At 71.9% G+C, this 20,968-nt stretch carries 17 protein-coding genes and 1 tRNA gene; 17 read left to right on the top strand and 1 reads right to left on the bottom strand.

Annotation, left to right across the window (positions count from 1 at the left end):
- Window positions 1-179: 179 nt before the first annotated feature.
- Window positions 180-251 (bottom strand) — tRNA-Arg (locus ACIRFH_RS04230).
- A 213-nt stretch (window positions 252-464) separates the two neighbouring features.
- Here ACIRFH_RS04230 and ACIRFH_RS04225 point away from each other — a divergent pair.
- The 17 genes from ACIRFH_RS04225 (at window position 465) to ACIRFH_RS04145 (ending at window position 20,827) form a co-directional block, all read left to right on the top strand.
- A complete protein-coding gene (locus tag ACIRFH_RS04225; RefSeq protein ID WP_403517011.1) occupies window positions 465-968 on the top strand; it encodes a response regulator in 504 nt (167 codons plus the stop codon).
- A 95-nt stretch (window positions 969-1,063) separates the two neighbouring features.
- Window positions 1,064-2,155 (top strand): ArgS-related anticodon-binding protein NrtL, encoded by a 1,092-nt coding sequence (gene nrtL / locus ACIRFH_RS04220; RefSeq protein WP_403517010.1) that lies wholly within the window; start codon window positions 1,064-1,066, stop codon window positions 2,153-2,155.
- Window positions 2,156-2,173: 18 nt separating this feature from the next.
- The gene (lysA, locus tag ACIRFH_RS04215; protein WP_403517009.1) at window positions 2,174-3,574 is read left to right on the top strand and encodes a diaminopimelate decarboxylase; all 1,401 of its coding nucleotides are present in this window, start codon (window positions 2,174-2,176) and stop codon (window positions 3,572-3,574) included.
- A gap of 187 nt (window positions 3,575-3,761) precedes the next feature.
- Window positions 3,762-5,054 (top strand): homoserine dehydrogenase, encoded by a 1,293-nt coding sequence (locus tag ACIRFH_RS04210; RefSeq protein ID WP_403517008.1) that lies wholly within the window; start codon window positions 3,762-3,764, stop codon window positions 5,052-5,054.
- A gap of 6 nt (window positions 5,055-5,060) precedes the next feature.
- Window positions 5,061-6,119, top strand: a complete 1,059-nt coding sequence (thrC, locus tag ACIRFH_RS04205; RefSeq protein ID WP_403517007.1) for a threonine synthase — start codon at window positions 5,061-5,063, stop codon at window positions 6,117-6,119.
- 388 nt (window positions 6,120-6,507) lie between these two features.
- The gene (gene thrB / locus ACIRFH_RS04200; RefSeq protein WP_403517006.1) at window positions 6,508-7,437 is read left to right on the top strand and encodes a homoserine kinase; all 930 of its coding nucleotides are present in this window, start codon (window positions 6,508-6,510) and stop codon (window positions 7,435-7,437) included.
- A gap of 409 nt (window positions 7,438-7,846) precedes the next feature.
- The gene (gene rho, locus ACIRFH_RS04195) at window positions 7,847-9,910 is read left to right on the top strand and encodes a transcription termination factor Rho (protein ID WP_403517005.1); all 2,064 of its coding nucleotides are present in this window, start codon (window positions 7,847-7,849) and stop codon (window positions 9,908-9,910) included.
- Window positions 9,911-10,081: 171 nt separating this feature from the next.
- Window positions 10,082-11,881, top strand: coding sequence for a trypsin-like serine protease (locus ACIRFH_RS04190; RefSeq protein WP_403517004.1), 1,800 nt, complete (start codon window positions 10,082-10,084; stop codon window positions 11,879-11,881).
- Between the two features lie 216 nt (window positions 11,882-12,097).
- Window positions 12,098-13,243 (top strand): LCP family protein, encoded by a 1,146-nt coding sequence (locus ACIRFH_RS04185; protein ID WP_403517003.1) that lies wholly within the window; start codon window positions 12,098-12,100, stop codon window positions 13,241-13,243.
- A 167-nt stretch (window positions 13,244-13,410) separates the two neighbouring features.
- A complete protein-coding gene (gene rpmE, locus ACIRFH_RS04180; RefSeq protein WP_019326867.1) occupies window positions 13,411-13,635 on the top strand; it encodes a 50S ribosomal protein L31 in 225 nt (74 codons plus the stop codon).
- 106 nt (window positions 13,636-13,741) lie between these two features.
- A complete protein-coding gene (prfA, locus tag ACIRFH_RS04175) occupies window positions 13,742-14,818 on the top strand; it encodes a peptide chain release factor 1 (protein WP_403517002.1) in 1,077 nt (358 codons plus the stop codon).
- A gap of 94 nt (window positions 14,819-14,912) precedes the next feature.
- Entirely contained in the window at window positions 14,913-15,752 is an 840-nt protein-coding gene (gene prmC, locus ACIRFH_RS04170) for a peptide chain release factor N(5)-glutamine methyltransferase (protein ID WP_403517001.1), read from the top strand.
- 50 nt (window positions 15,753-15,802) lie between these two features.
- A complete protein-coding gene (locus ACIRFH_RS04165) occupies window positions 15,803-16,450 on the top strand; it encodes an L-threonylcarbamoyladenylate synthase (protein WP_403517000.1) in 648 nt (215 codons plus the stop codon).
- Complete coding sequence (locus ACIRFH_RS04160; RefSeq protein ID WP_403516999.1) at window positions 16,447-17,124, top strand: protein-tyrosine-phosphatase; 678 nt, start codon at window positions 16,447-16,449, stop codon at window positions 17,122-17,124. The genes ACIRFH_RS04165 and ACIRFH_RS04160 overlap by 4 nt, the downstream gene beginning before the upstream one ends.
- Before the next feature lie 211 nt (window positions 17,125-17,335).
- Window positions 17,336-18,589, top strand: a complete 1,254-nt coding sequence (gene glyA, locus ACIRFH_RS04155) for a serine hydroxymethyltransferase (protein WP_403516998.1) — start codon at window positions 17,336-17,338, stop codon at window positions 18,587-18,589.
- 225 nt (window positions 18,590-18,814) lie between these two features.
- Window positions 18,815-20,104, top strand: coding sequence for an MraY family glycosyltransferase (locus ACIRFH_RS04150; RefSeq protein ID WP_403516997.1), 1,290 nt, complete (start codon window positions 18,815-18,817; stop codon window positions 20,102-20,104).
- A 288-nt stretch (window positions 20,105-20,392) separates the two neighbouring features.
- Complete coding sequence (locus ACIRFH_RS04145; RefSeq protein WP_403516996.1) at window positions 20,393-20,827, top strand: hypothetical protein; 435 nt, start codon at window positions 20,393-20,395, stop codon at window positions 20,825-20,827.
- Window positions 20,828-20,968 lie beyond the last annotated feature (141 nt).

Here is a 20,968-nt window from a genome sequence, read left to right as displayed (position 1 = left end):
GTCCAGGGGCCTCGTCGTTTTCGGCGGCTCACCTGGGACAACGCTTCAAGATCCCGTCCACGCCTCGTCCACAGACCCCGACATACGGCCGCTCCGGGCGGCACACGCCTGCACATACGCGAAGACCCCGACCTCAGCGTTTCCGCTGGTGACGGGGTCTTGGGCACACTTACACAGGGTGCCCCCGGCAGGATTCGAACCTGCGCACACGGCTCCGGAGGCCGTTGCTCTATCCCCTGAGCTACGGGGGCGTGTCGGCCGGTGAGCTGTTGCTCGCGGCGACGGGTAGAACACTACCAGCTCGTCCGGGGTGGTCATGAACCGGTTCTCGCTGCCGGTGCCCCTCCCCGTGCGGGAGGGAAGCGGAGCGTCGGCGTCAGGTGGGCAGGGGGCGATGTCGCTCGCGTGGGGTGGAAGTGGGGAAAACCCGGACGCGGTAGCCGGTCCGGACCTACTCTCGAGTTGTGCCTAGGGCGTCTGGCCGAGTTCTTGTTGTGGACGACAACAAGGTCATCCGGCAGCTGATCAGGGTCAATCTCGAGCTGGAGGGCTTCGAGGTCGTGACCGCGGCGGATGGTGTCGAATGTCTGGAAGTGATCCATCAGGTGCGGCCCGACGCCGTCACGCTGGACGTGGTCATGCCTCGGCTGGACGGACTCCGGACCGCCGCGCGGCTGCGTGCGGATCCCCGTACCCGGGACCTTCCCCTCGCCATCGTCAGCGCCACCTCTCAGTACGAGGCCGGCGCCGGGGGTGAGGCCGCGGAAGGGGGCGGAGGGGAGGGGGGTGTCGGTGTCGACGCCTTTCTGTCCAAGCCCTTCGAGCCCGCCGAGCTCGTCGCCCTCGTACGGCAGTTGGTCGAGGGGCGGGGTGCCGGGGGAGCGGGTGGCGGGCTGCCCGAGTTCCAGGGGGTCGCCGGATCCGGTGGGGACGGTGAGGGGCCCGCTCAGGCCGAGTCGGCCGGATAGCCGGACCGTGCTGTTCCGGCGCGGTCCGTCCACATCCCGGGACTGCGACCAAACGGGTTCGCCTACCCACCCCCCTCCTCCCCTACGCTTGACCCGTGACTCCCGTAGAGCTCTCCCGCACCGTGCTGCACGCGGTGCGTCGCGCCGTCGACGCGGGTGAGCTCGAGGTGCCCGTTCCCGAGCGGGCCGTGGTCGCTCCGCCGGGGCCCGGGGGGTGCGGCGACTACGCCACCACCATCGCCCTCCAGCTCGCCCGGCCGGCCGGGCAGCCCCCCCGCCGTGTCGCCGAGGTCCTGCGTCCCTACCTCGTCGACGTCGACGGCATCGCGGACGTCGTCCTCACCGGGCCCGGGTTCCTCAACATCAGCCTCCACGGCACCGCCCCCGCCGCCCTCGTCGAGGAGATCCTGCGGCACGGCACCCGCTACGGGTACGCCGACGGGCCCGACGGCCGGGTCGTGCGGCTGCACTGCCCCCACGACCTCCGTGCCGTCGTCGTCGCCGAGGCCGCCGCCCGCGTCCTCCGCTCCCAGGGCGCCCTCGTCCGCACGAGCTGCGGTGCCCCCCTCGCCCCCGAGTGGACCGCCGCCCTCGGCGTACGCGTCGACGCCGCCGGGCCGGCGCCCGCGGAGCTCGCCGTGACCGTCCGGCCCGTCCCCGCCCCCGGCGATCCCGACCCCCTCCGCCTCGGTCGCGACGCCGGCCGCTGGGCCCTGCTCCACCCCGCCCCCCACGACCGGCCCCGGACCGGCGACGAGCACCTCGTCCAGCGCGAGAGCAATCCCCTCTTCCGCGTCCGGTACGCCCACGCCCGCACCCGCGCGCTCACCCGCAACGCCGCCGACCTGGGCTTCACCGCCGAGCCCGGTCCCCTCGCGGAGGCCCCGTCCGAGCCCACCCCGCTCGCGGCGGATCCCGCGCCCGCCTCCCACGACCTCCTCGCCGCCCTCGCCGACCACCCCCGCGTCCTCGCCGCCGCGGCCGAGCACCGCGCGCCCGACCGGCTCGCCCGGCACCTCGTCACCGTCGCCGATGCCGCGCTGCCCCTCCTGCCCGCCGTGCTCCCGCGCGGGGCGGAGAAACCCTCGGCCGCCCACCGTGCCCGGCTCGCGCTCGCCGAAGCCGCCGGGGCGGTGCTGGCCGGCGGCCTGTCCCTGCTCGGCATCGACGCACCCGACCATCTCTGAGAGAGCCCTGAAGACGCCATGAGCCGTTCCGCACACCCCGCCGGGCCCCGTCACGCCGACGTCCTTCCAGAGGGGCGCTCCGCAGCGAGCACGGCGCCGCCCGCCGATCTCAACGCCCTCGACCCCAAGGTCTGGGCCCAGACCGTCGCCCGCGACGCGGACGGCGCCGTCACCGTCGGCGGGATTCCCGTGACGCGGCTCGCCGAGGAGTACGGCACCCCCGCCTACGTCCTCGACGAGGCCGACTTCCGGGCCCGGGCGCGGGCCTGGCGCACCGCCTTCGGCGCCGACGCCGACGTCTTCTACGCGGGCAAGGCCTTCCTGTCCCGAGCCGTCGTGCGGTGGCTGGACGAGGAGGGGCTGAACCTCGACGTGTGCTCCGGCGGCGAGCTCGCCACCGCGCTCTCCGCCGGGATGCCCGCCGAGCGCATCGCCTTCCACGGCAACAACAAGAGCGAGCCGGAGATCCGCCGGGCCGTCGAGGCCGGTGTCGGGCGGATCGTGCTCGACTCCTTCCAGGAGATCGTCCGCGTCGCCCACGTCGCGCAGGAGCTCGGCCGGCGCCAGCGCGTGCAGATCCGCATCACCGTCGGCGTCGAGGCCCACACGCACGAGTTCATCGCCACCGCCCACGAGGACCAGAAGTTCGGCATCCCGCTGGCCGGCGGGCAGGCCGCCGAGGCCGTGCGGCGGGCGCTGCGGCTCGACGGGCTCGAGGTCATCGGGATCCACTCCCACATCGGGTCGCAGATCTTCGACATGTCGGGCTTCGAGGTCGCCGCGCACCGCGTCGTCGGGCTGCTCAAGGACATCCGCGACGAGCACGGGGTCGAGCTGCCCGAGATCGACCTCGGCGGCGGCCTCGGGATCGCGTACACCAGCGACGACGACCCCCGCGAGCCGCACGAGATCGCCAAGGCGCTCACCGAGATCGTGACGAGGGAGTGCGAGGCCGCCCGCCTCGCCACCCCGCGCATCTCCGTCGAGCCCGGGCGGGCCATCGTCGGGCCCACCGCCTTCACGCTCTACGAGGTCGGCACCGTCAAGCCGCTGGAGGGGCTGCGCACGTACGTCTCCGTCGACGGCGGCATGTCGGACAACATCCGCACCGCGCTGTACGACGCCGAGTACAGCGTCGCCCTCGTCTCCCGCACCTCCGACGCGGAGCCCATGCTCGTCCGGGTCGTCGGCAAGCACTGCGAGAGCGGCGACATCGTGGTCAAGGACGCCTTCCTGCCGGGCGACCTGGCACCGGGCGACCTCATCGCCGTACCCGCCACCGGGGCGTACTGCCGGTCCATGGCCAGCAACTACAACCACGTACTGCGGCCGCCCGTCGTCGCCGTGCGCGACGGTGAGGCGCGCGTCATCGTCCGGCGGGAGACGGAGGAGGACCTGCTGCGTCTCGACGTCGGATGAGGTGTCGCACGCGGAGTTCGGCACCGCCGGGCCGGACCCCGCCGGGCACGGCCCGGGAGGAAGATCTTCCGTCCTCCAGCCCCGGGAAAATGAAATAAATGTCTCACGATCCGGACGAATCGAAGAAAATCCCGTCCGGTGCATGAGACTGGTCCCACCCTAGAAGGTATGAAGGAAACGAGGTCGGATGATGCGTACGCGTCCGCTGAAGGTGGCGCTGCTGGGCTGTGGAGTGGTCGGCTCAGAGGTGGCGCGCATCATGACGACGCACGCCGCCGACCTCGCCGCCCGCATCGGGGCCCCGGTGGAGCTCGCCGGGGTCGCCGTACGCCGGCCCGACCGGGTGCGTGAGGGCATCGACCCCGCCCTGGTCACCACCGACGCCACCGCCCTCGTCAAACGCGGCGACATCGACGTGGTCGTCGAGGTCATCGGCGGCATCGAGCCCGCCCGGACCCTCATCACCACCGCCTTCGAGCACGGCGCCTCCGTCGTCTCCGCCAACAAGGCGCTCCTCGCCCAGGACGGTGCCACGCTGCACGCCGCGGCGGACGCGAACGGCAAGGACCTCTACTACGAGGCCGCCGTCGCCGGCGCCATCCCGCTGATCCGCCCGCTGCGCGAGTCCCTCGCCGGCGACAAGGTCAACCGGGTGCTCGGCATCGTCAACGGCACGACCAACTTCATCCTCGACGCCATGGACACCACCGGCGCCGGGTACCAGGAGGCCCTCGACGAGGCCACCGCCCTGGGGTACGCCGAGGCCGACCCGACCGCCGACGTCGAGGGCTTCGACGCCGCCGCCAAGGCCGCCATCCTCGCCGGGATCGCCTTCCACACGCGCGTCCGCCTCGACGACGTCCACCGCGAGGGCATGACCGAGGTCACCGCCGCCGACTTCGCCTCCGCCAAGGAGATGGGCTGCACCATCAAGCTGCTCGCCATCTGCGAGCGGGCCGCGGACGGGGCGTCGGTCACCGCGCGCGTGCATCCCGCGATGATCCCGCTCAGCCACCCGCTGGCGAGCGTGCGCGGGGCCTACAACGCCGTCTTCGTGGAGTCCGAGGCCGCCGGGCAGCTGATGTTCTACGGCCCCGGCGCCGGCGGTGCGCCGACCGCGTCCGCCGTGCTCGGCGACCTCGTCGCCGTCTGCCGCAACCGGATCGGCGGCGCCACCGGCCCCGGCGAGTCCGCCTATGCCGCACTGCCCGTCTCGCCGATGGGCGACGTCGTCACGCGCTACCACATCAGCCTCGACGTCGCCGACAAGCCGGGCGTCCTCGCCCAGGTGGCGACCGTGTTCGCCGAGCACGGTGTCTCCATCGACACCGTGCGGCAGTCGGGCAAGGACGGCGAGGCATCCCTCGTCGTCGTCACCCACCGAGCGTCCGACGCCGCCCTCGGCGGTACGGTCGAGGCGCTGCGCAAGCTCGACACCGTGCGGGGTGTCGCCAGCATCATGCGGGTTGAAGGAGAGTAACCAGCAATGACCCACCAGTGGCGCGGAATCATCGAGGAGTACCGGGACAGGCTGCCGGTCTCCGACAGCACGCCGGTCGTGACGCTCCGTGAGGGCGGCACGCCGCTCGTGCCCGCGCAGGTGCTCTCCGAGCGCACGGGCTGCGAGGTCCACCTCAAGGTGGAGGGTGCGAACCCGACCGGGTCCTTCAAGGACCGCGGCATGACCATGGCCATCAGCAAGGCCAAGGAGGAGGGCGCGCAGGCCGTCATCTGCGCCTCCACGGGCAACACGTCCGCCTCCGCCGCCGCGTACGGCGTGCGGGCCGGGATGGTCTCCGCCGTCCTCGTGCCGCAGGGCAAGATCGCGCTCGGCAAGATGGGCCAGGCCCTCGTGCACGGCGCGAAGATCCTCCAGGTCGACGGCAACTTCGACGACTGCCTCACGCTCGCTCGCGCGCTGAGCGACAACTACCCCGTGGCGCTGGTCAATTCGGTCAACCCGGTGCGTATCGAGGGGCAGAAGACGGCCGCCTTCGAGATCGTGGACATGCTCGGCGACGCGCCCGACATCCACGTCCTGCCGGTGGGCAACGCGGGGAACATCACCGCGTACTGGAAGGGCTACAAGGAGTACGCCGCCGACAAGGTCAGCACGAGGACGCCGCGCATGTGGGGCTTCCAGGCCTCCGGCAGCGCCCCGATCGTGCGCGGCGAGATCGTCAAGGACCCGTCGACCATCGCCACCGCCATCCGCATCGGCAACCCCGCCTCGTGGGACTTCGCGCTCGCCGCGCGGGACGAGTCCGGCGGCGCCATCGACGAGGTGACGGACCGTGAGATCCTGCGCGCCTACCGGCTGTTGGCCTCCCAGGAGGGCGTCTTCGTCGAGCCCGCGTCCGCCGCGTCGGTGGCCGGTCTGCTGAAGGCCGCCGAGCAGGGCAAGGTCGACCCGGGGCAGCGCATCGTGTGCACCGTCACCGGCAACGGGCTGAAGGACCCGGACTGGGCCGTCGCCGGCGCCCCCCAGCCGGTCACCGTCCCGGTCGACGCGGCCACCGCGGCCGAGCGCCTCGGCCTCGTCTGAGGACGCGCCCGGTCCCTCGGGCGGCCGGGCACCCGGCGGGACGGCCCCGGCCGTCCCGCCGACGGGAAAAGCGCCTCTCCACCGGCGCGAACGGGCGTAAGCGACGCCTGACCGGGAAAGCCCTTTACCGGGGGGTGCACAGGGGGCTTGCGACACGCATCGTGCGCCTCCTGTGCGCCCTATGTCGCCACAGAACCTTCCTTCGATAGGCTGTACCGAACCCGCCCGCCGCATATGCCGCGGTACCGCGCTGTCTCCGCGGTCGGCAAGCGGCAGCGGTGCGGTCGCCCGTTCGGCAGGAAGCGGCGGCCCCGAGGGCCCTGTCCGTCACCGAATGCCGATCGAACGTCATTCGACCACCACGCAGCTCAAGGAGAGTCATCGAGCGATGGCCGGTCCCGCCTTCCGCGCCGCCGCCGTCCGGGTGCGCGTCCCCGCCACCAGCGCCAACCTCGGCCCGGGCTTCGACGCCCTCGGCCTCGCGCTGGGCTTGTACGACGACGTGGTCGTCCGGGTGGCCGACTCCGGGCTGCACATCGACATCGCGGGTGAGGGCAGCGAGACGCTGCCGCGCGACGAGAAGCACCTCCTCGTACGCTCCCTGCGCACCGCCTTCGACCTCCTCGGCGGACAGCCGCGCGGCCTGGAGATCGTCTGCGCCAACCGCATCCCGCACGGCCGCGGCCTCGGCTCCTCCTCCGCCGCCATCTGCGCCGGCATCGTCGCCGCCCGCGCGGTGACCATAGGCGGCGAGGCCCGCCTCGACGACGCCGCGCTGCTCGACCTCGCCACCGAGATCGAGGGCCACCCCGACAACGTGGCGGCCTGTCTGCTGGGCGGCTTCACCCTGTCCTGGATGGAGGCCGGCGCCGCCCGGGCGATCAGGATGGAGCCCGCCGATTCCATCGTTCCGGTGGTTTTCGTCCCCGGGAAGCCGGTCCTGACGGAGACCGCGCGCGGTCTGCTCCCGCGCACCGTGCCGCACGTCGACGCCGCCGCCAACGCGGGCCGCGCCGCCCTGCTCGTCGAGGCCCTGACCAGGCGCCCCGAGCTGCTGCTGCCGGCCACCGAGGACCGACTCCACCAGGAGTACCGCGCACCGGCCATGCCGGAGAGCGCCGCACTGGTGGAACGGCTGCGCGGCGACGGCGTCCCGGCGGTCATCTCCGGTGCCGGTCCCACGGTGATGGCGCTGGCCGACGCCGGTACGGCCGACAAGGTCGAGGCGCTGGCGGGCGCGGGCTGGGCGGCCAACCGGCTGAGCCTGGACCAGCAGGGCGCAGTCGTCCTGCCACTGGCGGCCTCCGGCGACATTTAGACGCGCACGGTTGCCGACTCGAGAGGGGGAATGTTTGTTGGATCCGGTAGTGTTAATCTCAAGTCTGCACCCGACCCCACCATGGCGAGGTGCCTCGTGTCCCCGTCCGGGACAGACATTCTTCCGGGAGCCCCCCAAGCCGCATTGTGTGCTCGACGTCGTACGTCATAGGTACGGCCGACACGGACACTGAGCGGCCCGCCGGGCACGCTTCGGAACCGGTGCGACCACACCGCGTGACACAGACACTGGGTGCCACGGCCAGGGGGAGCGCCATCACCAGATATTTCCTCCGCCGATTCGGCGGACCACCGCCCCGGCACGGTTCACACAGCAAGGACCGAAGCCGGACAGCACAACCGGTCGCCGAGCCAGACAGGCCGACGTCCGCTCCAGGGAAGGACCCTTCGTGAGCGACACCACCGATCTGATGGGCGCACGTGTCGAGGAGACCGCTGCCGCGCCCGCCACGGACGCCTCCGCGCCTGCCACCGGCGCCGGCTCCCGGCGGCGCCGCGGTACCGGCCTCGAGGGCATGGTGCTGGCCGAACTGCAGCAGGTCGCCTCGGGCCTCGGCATCAGGGGCACCGCGCGGATGCGCAAGAGCCAGCTGATCGAGGTCATCAAGGAAGCGCAGGCCGCGGGGGGCGCCCCCGCCAAGGCCGCGCCCGCCGCGGACGCCGCCGGCGAGACCAAGCCGAAGCGCCGCGCCACCTCCCGGACCCGTACGGGCGACGAGAGCGCCACCGCCGAGAAGGCTGAGAAGGCCGGCAAGGCCGAGAAGAAGACGGACCGGACGGCCGCCGACAAGGCCGTGGCCCAGCAGCAGATCGAGATCCCCGGCCAGCCCTCCCCGAAGGCGTCGGCCGCCGCCGACCAGGCGGGCGCCCCCTCCGACGACGCGCCCTCCGAGCGCCGCCGTCGCCGGGCCACCGCCGACGCCGGCAGCCCGGCCGCCGCCGACATGGCCGGCGCCGAGGTCAGGGGCGAGCCGAGGAACGACTCCTCCGCGCAGCAGTCCCAGGGTCAGCAGCAGGGCGACGGACGGGGCGACGCCGGTGACGGCGAGGGCCGTCGCCGCGACCGCCGCGACCGCGACCGCGGGCGCGACCGCGACCGCCGGGGCAAGGGCGACGACCAGCAGCAGAACCAGGGTGGCGGCCGTCAGGACCGCCAGCAGCAGGGCGGCGGCCGTCAGGACCGCCAGCAGCGGGCCGACGAGGACGGGGACGACTTCGAGGGCGGCCGCCGTGGCCGTCGCGGACGCTACCGCGACCGCCGTGGCCGTCGCGGACGCGACGACATCGCCCCCGAGCCGCAGATCAACGAGGACGACGTCCTGATCCCCGTCGCGGGCATCCTCGACATCCTCGACAACTACGCGTTCATCCGGACCTCCGGCTACCTGCCCGGCCCCAACGACGTGTACGTCTCCCTCGCCCAGGTCCGCAAGAACGGCCTGCGCAAGGGCGACCACATCACCGGTGCGGTGCGGCAGCCGAAGGAGGGCGAGCGGCGCGAGAAGTTCAACGCGCTGGTCCGCCTGGACTCCGTCAACGGCATGGCGCCCGAACACGGCCGCGGCCGACCGGAGTTCAACAAGCTGACGCCGCTGTACCCGCAGGACCGCCTCCGCCTGGAGACGGACCCGGGCGTGCTGACCACGCGGATCATCGACCTCGTGTCGCCGATCGGCAAGGGCCAGCGCGGTCTGATCGTGGCCCCGCCGAAGACCGGCAAGACCATGATCATGCAGGCGGTCGCCAACGCGATCACGCACAACAACCCCGAGTGCCACCTGATGGTCGTCCTCGTCGACGAGCGTCCGGAAGAGGTCACCGACATGCAGCGGTCGGTGAAGGGCGAGGTCATCTCCTCGACCTTCGACCGCCCGGCCGAGGACCACACCACGGTCGCCGAGCTCGCCATCGAGCGCGCCAAGCGCCTGGTGGAGCTGGGTCACGACGTCGTCGTGCTGCTCGACTCGATCACCCGTCTGGGCCGTGCGTACAACCTCGCCGCCCCGGCCTCCGGCCGCATCCTGTCCGGTGGTGTCGACTCGACCGCCCTGTACCCGCCGAAGCGCTTCTTCGGTGCGGCCCGCAACATCGAGGACGGCGGCTCGCTGACCATCCTCGCCACCGCCCTGGTGGACACCGGGTCCCGCATGGACGAGGTGATCTTCGAGGAGTTCAAGGGCACCGGCAACATGGAGCTCAAGCTCGACCGCAAGCTCGCCGACAAGCGCATCTTCCCGGCGGTGGACGTGGACGCGTCCGGCACCCGCAAGGAGGAGATCCTGCTCGGCAGCGACGAGCTGGCCATCGTCTGGAAGCTGCGCCGGGTGCTGCACGCGCTCGACTCGCAGCAGGCGATCGAACTGCTCCTCGACAAGATGAAGCAGACCAAGTCGAACGCCGAGTTCCTGCTGCAGATCCAGAAGACGACCCCGGCGCCGGGCAACGGCGACTGACGTCTTCGCGCCACCGAGGAGCCGCCCCCGTCACGGATGTGACGGGGGCGGCTCCTCGCGTTGTTGCGAACAGGTGTACGATCACGCCCTCGCGAGTGACCGGCGTCCGGGGGGATCAACCGGCGCCACGCTGCTCGATCCGTGAACTTCTCATCTCCTGGGGGGACTTGAGTGGATACATCCCTGCCCGCGTCCGGACGGCGCCGCCGTCACAGACGCGGGACACGTCTGGCGCTGCCCGCGATCGCCGCGGGCCTCGCCGGGCTCGTGGCCGCCACGCTGACGACGTCGCCCGCCACCGCCGAACCGGGCCCGCCGGCCCCGACGGTCCGGCCCGCCGCGAGGACGGTGCCGCAGGCCGAACTGGAGCGTCGCATCGCGGGCGCCGCGGCCGGCGACGACAAGGCCGGCGACCAGGCGGGCCGGGCCCAGCGCGGTGACACCGCCGGCGACGCCGCCAAGATCGACCCGAAGATCATCGGCGGCACGCAGACCGGCATCTCCACCGCGCCGTGGATGGCGCAGCTCTGGTACTACGACGACCGCGGCACCGCGGGCGAGAGCGACGACATCGGCTTCTTCTGCGGCGGCGCCGTCGTCGCCCCGACGAAGATCCTCACCGCCGCGCACTGCGTCAAGGGCTACGACTGGCGCGCCAACGGCGCCGTCGTCACCGGCACCGCGCAGCTGCCCTCGGGCACCGACCTGCACGGCGGCACCCTCTCCGGCGTGTGGCGGCAGTGGAACCACCCGTCGTACAACGCGGTGACCATCGACAACGACATGGCCCTGCTGACCCTGCCGAACCCGGTCACGGCCAAGCCGATCCCGATGACCACGGCGAACGACACGGCCTCCTACCGGGCCGGCACCAGTGCCAAGGTGTACGGCTGGGGCCGCACCAGCTCCACCTCCGACGACATCTCCGACGTGCTGAAGACGGCCACGCTGCCGATCCAGTCGGACGACACCTGCGGCGCCGCCTGGGGCGCCGACTACGTCAAGGGCCACATGATCTGCGCCGGCGCGCCCGCGACCGGGTCCGACGCGGACACCGTCACGCCGTGCAACGGCGACTCCGGCGGCCCCCTGGTCGTCGGCGGCCGCATCGTCGGCGTCGTCTCCTGGGGCGTCGAGGACTGCGTCGCCAAGGGCGCCTACGGCGTCTTCGCCAAGGTCAGCACCTATGCGGGCACCACATACCCGCGGGTGGACGACACCGACATCAACGGTGACGGACGCGCCGACCTGTGGCTGCGCCAGTCGTCCGACAAGGAGGGCTTCTCCAGGAACTCCACCGGCACCTCCTTCGGCGCCCGCGAGTCCTGGGGCAACTGGAACGGCGTCAACCTCGTCGTGCAGACCGACCTCGACCGGGACGGCTACCAGGACCTCCTCAACCGGGCCGGCAACGGCGACCTGGTCTGGACGCACTACCAGCCGTCCAGCCAGTCCTGGGCGCACAAGACCCTCACGACCGGCTGGAGCAGCCGCAAGCAGATCCTCGTGCCCGGGGACCTGACCGGCGACACCCTGCCCGACCTGCTCTCCCTGGACTCCGCGAACACGCTGTGGCTCTACCCGGGCCGCGGCGACGGCACCTTCGGCAGCCGGATCCAGGTGACCACCGGCTTCAGCGCGTACAACCAGCTGCGCGGCCACGGTGACTTCACCGGGGACGGCAGGGCCGACCTGATCGCCCGTGCCGGGAACGGGGACGTCTACCTGTACCCGGGCAAGGGCACGACCGCCGGACCCTTCTCCTCCCGGATCAAGCTGCGCAGCTGGCCCGAGGTCAAGAGCGTCGTCACGCCCGGCGACGTGACCGGGGACGGCAAGGCCGACGTCCTGGCCGTCACCAAGGCCGGGAACATGTACCTGTACGCCGGTACCGGCAAGGCCGGCACCGCGATCTTCACCACAGCCGTGAAGATCGGCGGCGGCTTCAACAGCTACGACATCGTCAGCTGAAACCGCAGGTGACCGCGGACTTCGCGGTCGATCCGGCGACTCTCTGTGCCCGGCGCGCCACGCGCCGGGCACAGAGCGTTGTGCGACCCTGTCCCGAGTTCCGCCGTCCGACGTACGGGGGGACGATGGTGGGGTGCCGGCGGAGAACCGCCGGAACCGCACCGACCCGACCCTGAGCACAGGGGGTAATCCGACCGGACGAGAACCGAGGAGCACATGTCCGCCGAGAGCACGCCGGATCCCGCCATACCCGGCTTCGGGGAGTCCCGCGCCGACGGGTCCCGCCGCCGGGGCAAGGGGCGCCGCCGCAAGCCCCGCGACAGACGGCGCAAGGCGCTGCTCGCCATGGCCTGGACCGCCGCGGGCATCGTGGTCCTGGGCGGCACCGGCGCCGGAGTCCTGTACGTCAAGCTCAACGGCAACCTCACGAGCGTCGACATCGACCAGGCCCTCGGCGCCGACCGGCCCGAGAAGGCCGACAACGGCTCCGAGAACATCCTCGTCCTCGGCTCGGACACCCGCTCGGGCGGCAACAAGCGGCTCGGCGGCGGCACCGACGACGGCACCGCCCGCTCCGACACGGCGATGGTCGTGCACGTCCACAAGGGCCACAAGAAGGCCAGCGTGGTCTCCATCCCCCGCGACACCCTCGTCGACCGGCCCGAGTGCACCGACACCGACGGCGACGAGCACCCCGCCGCGACCGGCGTGATGTTCAACTCCGCCTACTCCACCGGCGGCGCCGCCTGTGCCGTGAAGACCGTCGAATCGGTCAGCGGACTGCGCATGGACCACTACCTCGAGGTCGACTTCAGCGGCTTCCAGAAGCTCGTCGACGACCTCGGCGGCGTCGAGGTCACCACCACCGCGGACATCGATGACCCCGACAGCCACCTCGACCTGAAGGCCGGCACCCACCGGCTCGACGGCGAGCAGTCCCTCGGCCTGGTCCGCACCCGGCACGGCGTCGGCGACGGCTCCGACCTGGGCCGCATCCAGCTCCAGCAGGCCTTCCTCAAGGCCCTGGTCCACCGGGTCGAGGACATCGGCCTGCTCGGCAACCCCAAGAAGCTGTACGACATCGCCGACACCGCCACCAAGACCGTCACCACCGACTCCGACCTGGGCTCGGTGAACTCCCTGATGTCCTTCGCGAGCGGCCTCAAGGGCATCGGTCCCGCCCATATGCACATGGTCACCATGCCGGTGATCTACGACCCCGCCGACGGCAACCGCGTCCTCGTCGAGGAGGCAAAGGCCCGGCAGGTGTGGGACGCCCTGAGGAACGACCGGCCGATCCCGGCGAGCGCGACCGAGGACACCGCCACCGGCGAGGCCAAGGACGTCGTGTCGGCGTCCTGAGCCGCCCGGAGCCCCCGAAGGCGCCCGGCGGCGCCCGGGGAATAGATCCCCCCGCCCCCCGGTTTTGGGAGATGCGGCCGGTCCTGGCAGACTGGTACGTCGGCCCCGGTTCACGCTCCCGCATCCCGCGGCGGCGACCCGGAGCCCTCCCGAACCTAGGAGACACCTTGAAGCGCGACATCCACCCCGAGTACGTCGAGACGCAGGTCAGCTGCACCTGTGGCGCGTCGTTCACCACCCGCAGCACCATCGAGTCCGGCACCATCCGGGCCGAGGTCTGCTCCGAGTGCCACCCGTTCTACACGGGCAAGCAGAAGATCCTCGACACCGGTGGCCGCGTGGCCCGCTTCGAGGCCCGCTTCGGCAAGGCTGCCGCCGGCTCCAAGAAGTAGCGAGCCGCCGATCGCCGGTCCACGGCCGCACCCCCGGGCGGGGGGCGCCGGGACCGGCGTTTTTGGTCGCCCGCCTTCCCCCTCACCGCAGTAGCAGGAGCCCAAGATGTTCGAGGCCGTCGAGGAACTCGTCGCCGAGCACGCCGACCTGGAGAAGAAGCTCGCCGACCCGTCGGTCCACTCCGACCAGGCCAACGCGCGCAAGCTGAACAAGCGGTACGCCGAGCTCACCCCGATCGTCGCCACGTACCGCTCCTGGAAGCAGACCGGCGACGACATGGAGACCGCGCGCGAACTCGCCGCCGACGACCCGGACTTCGCCGCCGAGGTCAAGGAACTGGACAAGCAGCGCGACGAGCTCACCGAGAAGCTCCGCCTGCTGCTCGTCCCGCGCGACCCCAGCGACGACAAGGACGTCATCCTCGAGATCAAGGCCGGCGCGGGCGGCGACGAGTCGGCGCTGTTCGCCGGCGACCTGCTGCGCATGTACCTGCGCTACGCCGAGCGGGTCGGCTGGAAGACCGAGATCATCGACGCCACCGAGTCCGAACTGGGCGGCTACAAGGACGTCCAGGTCGCCGTGAAGACCAAGGGCGGCCAGGGCGCCACCGAGCCCGGCCAGGGCGTCTGGGCCCGCCTCAAGTACGAGGGCGGCGTGCACCGCGTGCAGCGCGTGCCCGCGACCGAGTCCCAGGGGCGCATCCACACCTCCGCGGCCGGCGTGCTCGTCACGCCCGAGGCCGAGGAGATCGACGTCGAGATCAACCCCAACGACCTGCGCATCGACGTCTACCGGTCCTCCGGCCCCGGCGGCCAGTCCGTCAACACCACCGACTCCGCCGTGCGCATCACGCACCTGCCGACCGGAGTCGTCGCCTCCTGCCAGAACGAGAAGAGCCAGCTGCAGAACAAGGAGCAGGCGATGCGTATCCTGCGCTCCAGGCTGCTCGCGGCGGCGCAGGAGGAGGCGGAGAAGGAGGCCGCGGACGCCCGGCGCAGCCAGGTCCGCACCGTCGACCGCTCCGAGAAGATCCGGACGTACAACTACCCGGAGAACCGCATCTCGGACCACCGCGTCGGCTTCAAGGCGTACAACCTGGACCAGGTCCTGGACGGCGACCTCGACGCGGTCATCCAGGCCTGCGTCGACGCGGACTCGGCGGCCAAGCTGGCCGCCGCGTAAGCACCGCCGCACCCACCCGCACCGGACCACAGCTCAGCCCCGGAGGACCAGCGTGCCGCAACATCACGGGGGGCGACCCCCGAACCCCCGCAGTGTGCTGCTCGCGGAGGTGGCCCAGGCCACCCAGCGGCTGGCCGCCGCCGGCGTGCCCTCGCCGCGCACCGACGCCGAGGAGCTCGCCGCGTACCTGCACGGCGTCAAGCGGGGCCAGCTGCACACCGTGCCGGACGCCGACTTCGACGCCCGGTACTGGGAGGTCGTCGCCCGCCGCGAGGCACGCGAGCCGCTCCAGCACATCACCGGCCGCGCCTACTTCCGCTACCTGGAGCTCCAGGTCGGCCCCGGCGTCTTCGTGCCCCGCCCCGAGACCGAGTCCGTCGTCGGCTGGGCCATAGACGCCGTGCGCGCCATGGACGTCGTCGAGCCGTGCATCGTCGACCTGTGCACCGGCTCGGGCGCCATCGCGCTCGCGCTCGCCCAGGAGGTGCCGCGCTCGCGCGTGCACGCCGTGGAGCTGTCCGAGGACGCCCTGGTGTGGACCCGCAAGAACATGGAGGGGTCCAGGGTCGACCTGCGCCAGGGCGACGCCCTGACCGCCTTCCCGGACCTCGACGGCCAGGTCGACCTGGTCATCTCCAACCCGCCGTACATCCCGCTCACCGAGTGGGAGTACGTCGCCCCCGAGGCCCGCGACCACGATCCCCAGATGGCCCTGTTCTCCGGCGAGGACGGGCTGGACCTGATCCGCGGCCTGGAACGCACCGCGCACCGTCTGCTGCGCCCCGGCGGCGTCGTCGTCATCGAGCACGCCGACACCCAGGGCGGCCAGGTGCCGTGGATCTTCACCGAGGAGCGGGGCTGGGCCGACGCGGCCGACCACCCCGACCTCAACAACCGCCCCCGCTTCGCGACCGCCCGCAGGGCGACGCCGTGAACACCCCGACGACCCCAACCCCGCAGTACGTGTACGAGGAGGCCCGCTAAATGGCTCGGCGATACGACACCAACGACGCGACCGACCGTGTGACCGGTCTGCGTGAGGCCGCGTCCGCCGTCCGCCGTGGCGAGCTCGTGGTGCTGCCCACGGACACGGTGTACGGCATCGGCGCCGACGCCTTCTCGGCGGAGGCCGTCGGTGACCTGCTGGAGGCCAAGGGCCGGGGCCGCAACATGCCCAGCCCCGTCCTGATCGGCTCCCCGAACACCCTGCACGGCCTGGTCACCGACTTCTCCGAGAAGGCCTGGGAGCTGGTCGACGCCTTCTGGCCGGGCGCGCTGACCCTCGTCGCCAAGCACCAGCCGTCCCTCCAGTGGGACCTCGGCGAGACCCGCGGCACGGTCGCCGTGCGGATGCCGCTGCACCCGGTCGCCATCGAGCTGCTCACCGAGTTCGGCCCCATGGCCGTCTCCTCCGCCAACCTGACCGGCCACCCGGCGCCGGAGGACTGCGACGCCGCGCAGGCGATGCTCGGGGACTCCGTCTCCGTGTACCTCGACGGTGGCCCGACCCCCGGCAACGTCCCCTCGTCCATCGTCGACGTCACCCGCGAGGTGCCCGTGCTGCTGCGCGCGGGCGCGCTGTCGGCGGAGGAGCTGCGCAAGGTGGTACCCGACCTCGAGGTGGCGAATTGACGGCCCCTGAGACGGGGCGCGGCATAGGCACCGGGGAACGCGCCGCGGAGGTGACGACGACGTTCGGCTTTCCGCGCGACAGCTTCCGCATCCTCCACGTCAGCACGGGCAACGTCTGCCGCTCGCCCATCACCGAGCGGCTGACCCGGCATTTCGTGACGGAGCGGCTGGGCGTCCTGGGCGGCGGCCTCATCGTGGAGAGCGCGGGCACCTGGGGCCACGAGGGCGCGCCCATGGAGGCGAACGCGGAGACGGTCCTCGCGGAGTTCGGCGCGGACACGTCCGGCTTCACCGGGCGTGAGCTGCTCGACGAGCACGTGATCCGCGCCGACCTGGTGCTGACCGCGACGCGGGACCACCGGGCGCAGGTCATCTCCATGGGGCACTCGGCGGGGCTGCGCACCTTCACGCTCAAGGAGTTCACCCGGCTGGTGAACGCCATCGACCCCGCGACCCTGCCGTCCCTGGACGAGGGCGTGGTCGCGCGCGCGCGTGCGCTGGTGCGCGCCGCGGCGGCTCTACGCGGGTGGCTCCTGGCGCCGACGGCGGAGGCGGACGAGGTGTACGACCCCTACGGGGCGCCGCTGCCGTTCTTCCGGTCGATCGGGGACGAGATACACCAGGCGCTGGACCCGGTGGTCACGGCACTGACCGGGGTCGCCGCGCGGATGTGAGCGACGGCTCACGCGGGTGCGGGCCGGCGCTGTCCGACGCCGCCGGACACACGCGCCCGCCCCGCCCCGCGGACTCCTCCCAGGTCCTCGAGGCGCCGGGAGCGGGACGACCGCCCGCAGCGGGGTGACGTATTACGGCAACTCGGGCGATCGGGACTTTCCGGGCCTACATTGGTCGTACGTCACCGTCGACGCACGCCCGGAGCGCACCATGTCGGTCACCCACGCCCTCGAGGCCGATGACAGCACGCTCGGCGTCCTGCTGCGGCAGGACCCCGAACTGGCCGAGATCCTGCTCGCCGAACGCCACCGGCAGTCGACGACGCTCCAGCTGATCGCCGCCGAGAACTTCACGTCCCCCGCCGTGCTGGCCGCCCTCGGCTCCCCGCTCGCCAACAAGTACGCCGAGGGCTACCCGGGCGCCCGGCACCACGGCGGCTGCGAGATCGTCGACGTGGCCGAGCGGCTCGCCGTCGAGCGGGCCAGGGACCTGTTCGGCGCCGAGCACGCCAACGTGCAGCCCCACTCCGGCTCCTCCGCCGTGCTCGCCGCCTACGCCGCGCTGCTGCGCCCCGGCGACACGGTCCTCGCGCTCGGCCTGCCCCACGGCGGCCACCTCACCCACGGATCGCCCGCCAACTTCTCCGGGCGCTGGTTCGACTTCGTCGGCTACGGCGTCGACGCGGAGACCGGGCTCGTCGACCACGACCAGGTGCGCACCCTGGCCCGCACGCACCGGCCCAAGGCGATCGTGTGCGGGTCGATCGCCTACCCCCGCCACCTCGACCACGCCTTCTTCCGCGACGTCGCCGACGAGGTCGGCGCCTATCTGATCGCGGACGCCGCACACCCCATCGGCCTGGTGGCCGGGGGAGCGGCGCCCAGCCCGGTGCCGTACGCCGACATCGTCTGCGCCACCACGCACAAGGTGCTGCGCGGCCCGCGCGGCGGCATGATCCTGTGCGGGAACGAACTGGCCGAGCGGGTCGACCGGGCCGTCTTCCCGTTCACGCAGGGCGGTGCCCAGATGCACACCATCGCCGCGAAGGCCGTCGCGTTCGGCGAGGCGCAGACCCCGGCCTTCGCCGCGTACGCCCGTCAGGTGGTCGCCAACGCCCGCACTCTCGCCGCCCGCCTGGCCGCCGAGGGCCTCGTCGTCACCACCGGCGGCACCGACACCCACCTGATCACCGTCGACCCCGCCCCGCTCGGCGTCGACGGCAGGACGGCGCGGGGACGGCTGGCGGCGGCCGGGATCGTCCTGGACTGCTGCGCGCTGCCGTACGCGGACGCCCGGGGCCTGCGCCTGGGGACGGCGGCGGTGACCACCCAGGGCATGGGGGAGCGGGAGATGCTGATCATCGCCGGGCTGCTGGCGGGCGTCCTCAGAGGCGGGTCCGAGGCCGCGCGGGCCCGGGAGGGCGTACGGGAGCTGACCGAGGCCTTCCCGCCGTACCCGCGGTGAGGGGACTCCCGCGCCGGATCCGGCGGGTCCGGCGCCGCCGGGCGCCCGTGCCACCGGAGGCGTGCGGGACGTCCTCCCGCGCGAACGGGCGGTGTGCGGGCCGGTGGGCGGCATACAGTGAGACGGAGGGTGCGTCCGCCGGGGAGCCTCCCGGCCCGGGATGGCGGGCGGCCACGAGGACTAAGGTGTGATGCCGACACACCAGTGACATCTGTGGGGAAGCCCGTGCGTGAATACCTGCTGACGCTCTGCGTCACGGCCGCGGTGACGTATCTGCTGACAGGGCCGGTACGGAAGTTCGCGATCGTGGCGGGAGCGATGCCGGAGATCCGGGCGCGTGACGTGCACCGGGAACCCACTCCGCGCCTCGGCGGGATCGCGATGTTCTTCGGGCTGTGCGCGGGCCTGCTGGTCGCCGCCCATCTCACCAACCTCCACGAGGTCTTCGAGAGGTCCAACGAACCGCGCGCGCTGCTCTCGGGCGCCGCCCTGATCTGGCTGCTCGGCGTCCTGGACGACAAGTTCGAGATCGACGCCCTGCTCAAACTGGGCGCCCAGATGATCGCCGCCGGAGTCATGATCCTTCAGGGGCTGACCATCCTGTGGCTCCCCGTCCCCGGTATCGGCACGGTCGCCGTCACACCGTGGCAGGGCAACCTGATCACCGTGGCGCTGGTCGTCATCACCATCAACGCGGTCAACTTCGTGGACGGGCTGGACGGTCTCGCGGCCGGCATGGTGTGCATCGCGGCCATGGCGTTCTTCCTCTACAGCTACCGGATCTGGTACGGCTACGGGGTGGAGGCGGCGGCCCCCGCCACCCTGTTCTCCGCGGTGCTCATCGGCATGTGCGTCGGCTTCCTGCCGCACAACATGCACCCGGCCCGGATCTTCATGGGGGACTCCGGGTCGATGCTGATCGGACTGGTCCTCGCGGCGAGCGCGGTGTCCGTCACGGGGCAGCTGGACGTCGAAGCGCTCAACGTGGACCTGGGCGGCACCCGCGAGACGACCCACGCGATGCTGCCCGTCTACATCCCGCTGCTGATGCCGCTGACCATCATCGCCATCCCGGCCGCCGACCTGATCCTGGCGATCGTCCGGCGCACCTGGCGCGGCCAGTCGCCGTTCGCCGCGGACCGGGGGCACCTGCACCACCGCCTGCTGGAGATCGGGCACTCCCACAGCCGCGCGGTGCTGATCATGTACTTCTGGTCGGCGCTGATCGCCTTCGGCGCGCTCGCCTACTCCGTCAACTCGGCGTCGATGTGGATCGTGCTGAGCGTCGTCCTCCTCAGCGCGGTCGGCCTGGTGCTGCTCCTGCTGCCGCGCTTCACCCCCCGCGCCCCGCGCTGGGCCGAACGCTTCGTGCCGCCGCGCTACCGGCGCCGGGGCAAGGCGTCCGCCGATGCGCCGGCCGCCGCGGAGGAATCGGAGGATCGCATTCCGGTTTCCGTCGGCGTCTCGGGGGCCAACGGCGCCACCGCCGTCGGTCGCCGCTCGGGCGCAAGGTAAGAATCTGACTAGAGCATTGCCAACTCGTGGTGGAACGAAGCGCCGCAATATCAGACAAACCGGTGCGGTAATTGCACACACGCGCACGGTCACTCTCATGTGTGACAGTGAGCACACCCTCAGGTAAAGACCTCATCAAATAGTTTGTGATACGGTTCACGAGTATCCCCGGATAGAGCCGAAAGACCGTAGTGCGACGGCCTCTTGGCGCGAGGACCTCACTCGGCCCGGGATTACGCTCGTCCATGACGACACCTACCCCCTGTGTGTGAAAGCGGAGTTGCCGCCATGCCGTCCAATGACGCCCGGATCCTGATCCAGGCTGCCGTGCCCACGGTCGCCGTCGGCGCTGTCGCCGCCGTCGTCAGTGCCGTGCTCGCCGGCGGCACGGGCGCGGTCGGCGCCGTCGTCGCGACCGTGGTGGCGATGCTCTTCATGGGCATCGGTCTCTACGTCCTGCAGCGCACCGCCACATCGCTTCCGCACCTTTTCCAGGCGATGGGCCTGATGCTCTACGCGGCACAGATCCTGCTGCTGTTCGTCTTCCTCGCCGCCTTCAAGAACACGACGCTGTTCAACCCCCGGTCCTTCGCGATCACTCTGGTCGCCGTCACGCTCGCGTGGATCGCGGCGCAGACGCGGGCCCACATGAAGGCCAAGATCCTTTATGTCGAGCCCGAGTCGACGGGCAAAAAGCCCGAAAAGACGGGTCGCTCGTCGTGAGGGGTAGGGCCGGGATAAAGAGGCATGTGAAGTCCTGCTATCGTCCGGTGCCAACTGCGGCATCGCGGGCGCGGGCATCCGAGCTGACGCCTGTCCCATCGCGAGGCGAGATGCCCCACAGCCGCCCCCACATCCGTAACA

This window comes from Streptomyces sp. NPDC093586, assembly GCF_044764905.1.
Classification (GTDB): Bacteria; Actinomycetota; Actinomycetes; order Streptomycetales; family Streptomycetaceae; genus Streptomyces.
Note: the sequence above shows the minus strand (reverse complement) of the source record. Positions and strands in the feature narration are given on the sequence as shown.

Excerpts from the sequence above, each read along its gene's own strand:
- lysA (WP_403517009.1), top strand. The coding sequence starts at position 2,174 with ATGAGCCGTTCCGCACACCCCGCCGGGCCCCGTCACGCCGACGTCCTT.
- ACIRFH_RS04210 (WP_403517008.1), top strand. The coding sequence starts at position 3,762 with ATGATGCGTACGCGTCCGCTGAAGGTGGCGCTGCTGGGCTGTGGAGTG.
- thrC (WP_403517007.1), top strand. The coding sequence starts at position 5,061 with ATGACCCACCAGTGGCGCGGAATCATCGAGGAGTACCGGGACAGGCTG.
- thrB (WP_403517006.1), top strand. The coding sequence starts at position 6,508 with ATGGCCGGTCCCGCCTTCCGCGCCGCCGCCGTCCGGGTGCGCGTCCCC.
- ACIRFH_RS04185 (WP_403517003.1), top strand. The coding sequence starts at position 12,098 with ATGTCCGCCGAGAGCACGCCGGATCCCGCCATACCCGGCTTCGGGGAG.
- prfA (WP_403517002.1), top strand. The coding sequence starts at position 13,742 with ATGTTCGAGGCCGTCGAGGAACTCGTCGCCGAGCACGCCGACCTGGAG.
- ACIRFH_RS04165 (WP_403517000.1), top strand. The coding sequence starts at position 15,803 with ATGGCTCGGCGATACGACACCAACGACGCGACCGACCGTGTGACCGGT.
- glyA (WP_403516998.1), top strand. The coding sequence starts at position 17,336 with ATGTCGGTCACCCACGCCCTCGAGGCCGATGACAGCACGCTCGGCGTC.
- ACIRFH_RS04145 (WP_403516996.1), top strand. The coding sequence starts at position 20,393 with ATGCCGTCCAATGACGCCCGGATCCTGATCCAGGCTGCCGTGCCCACG.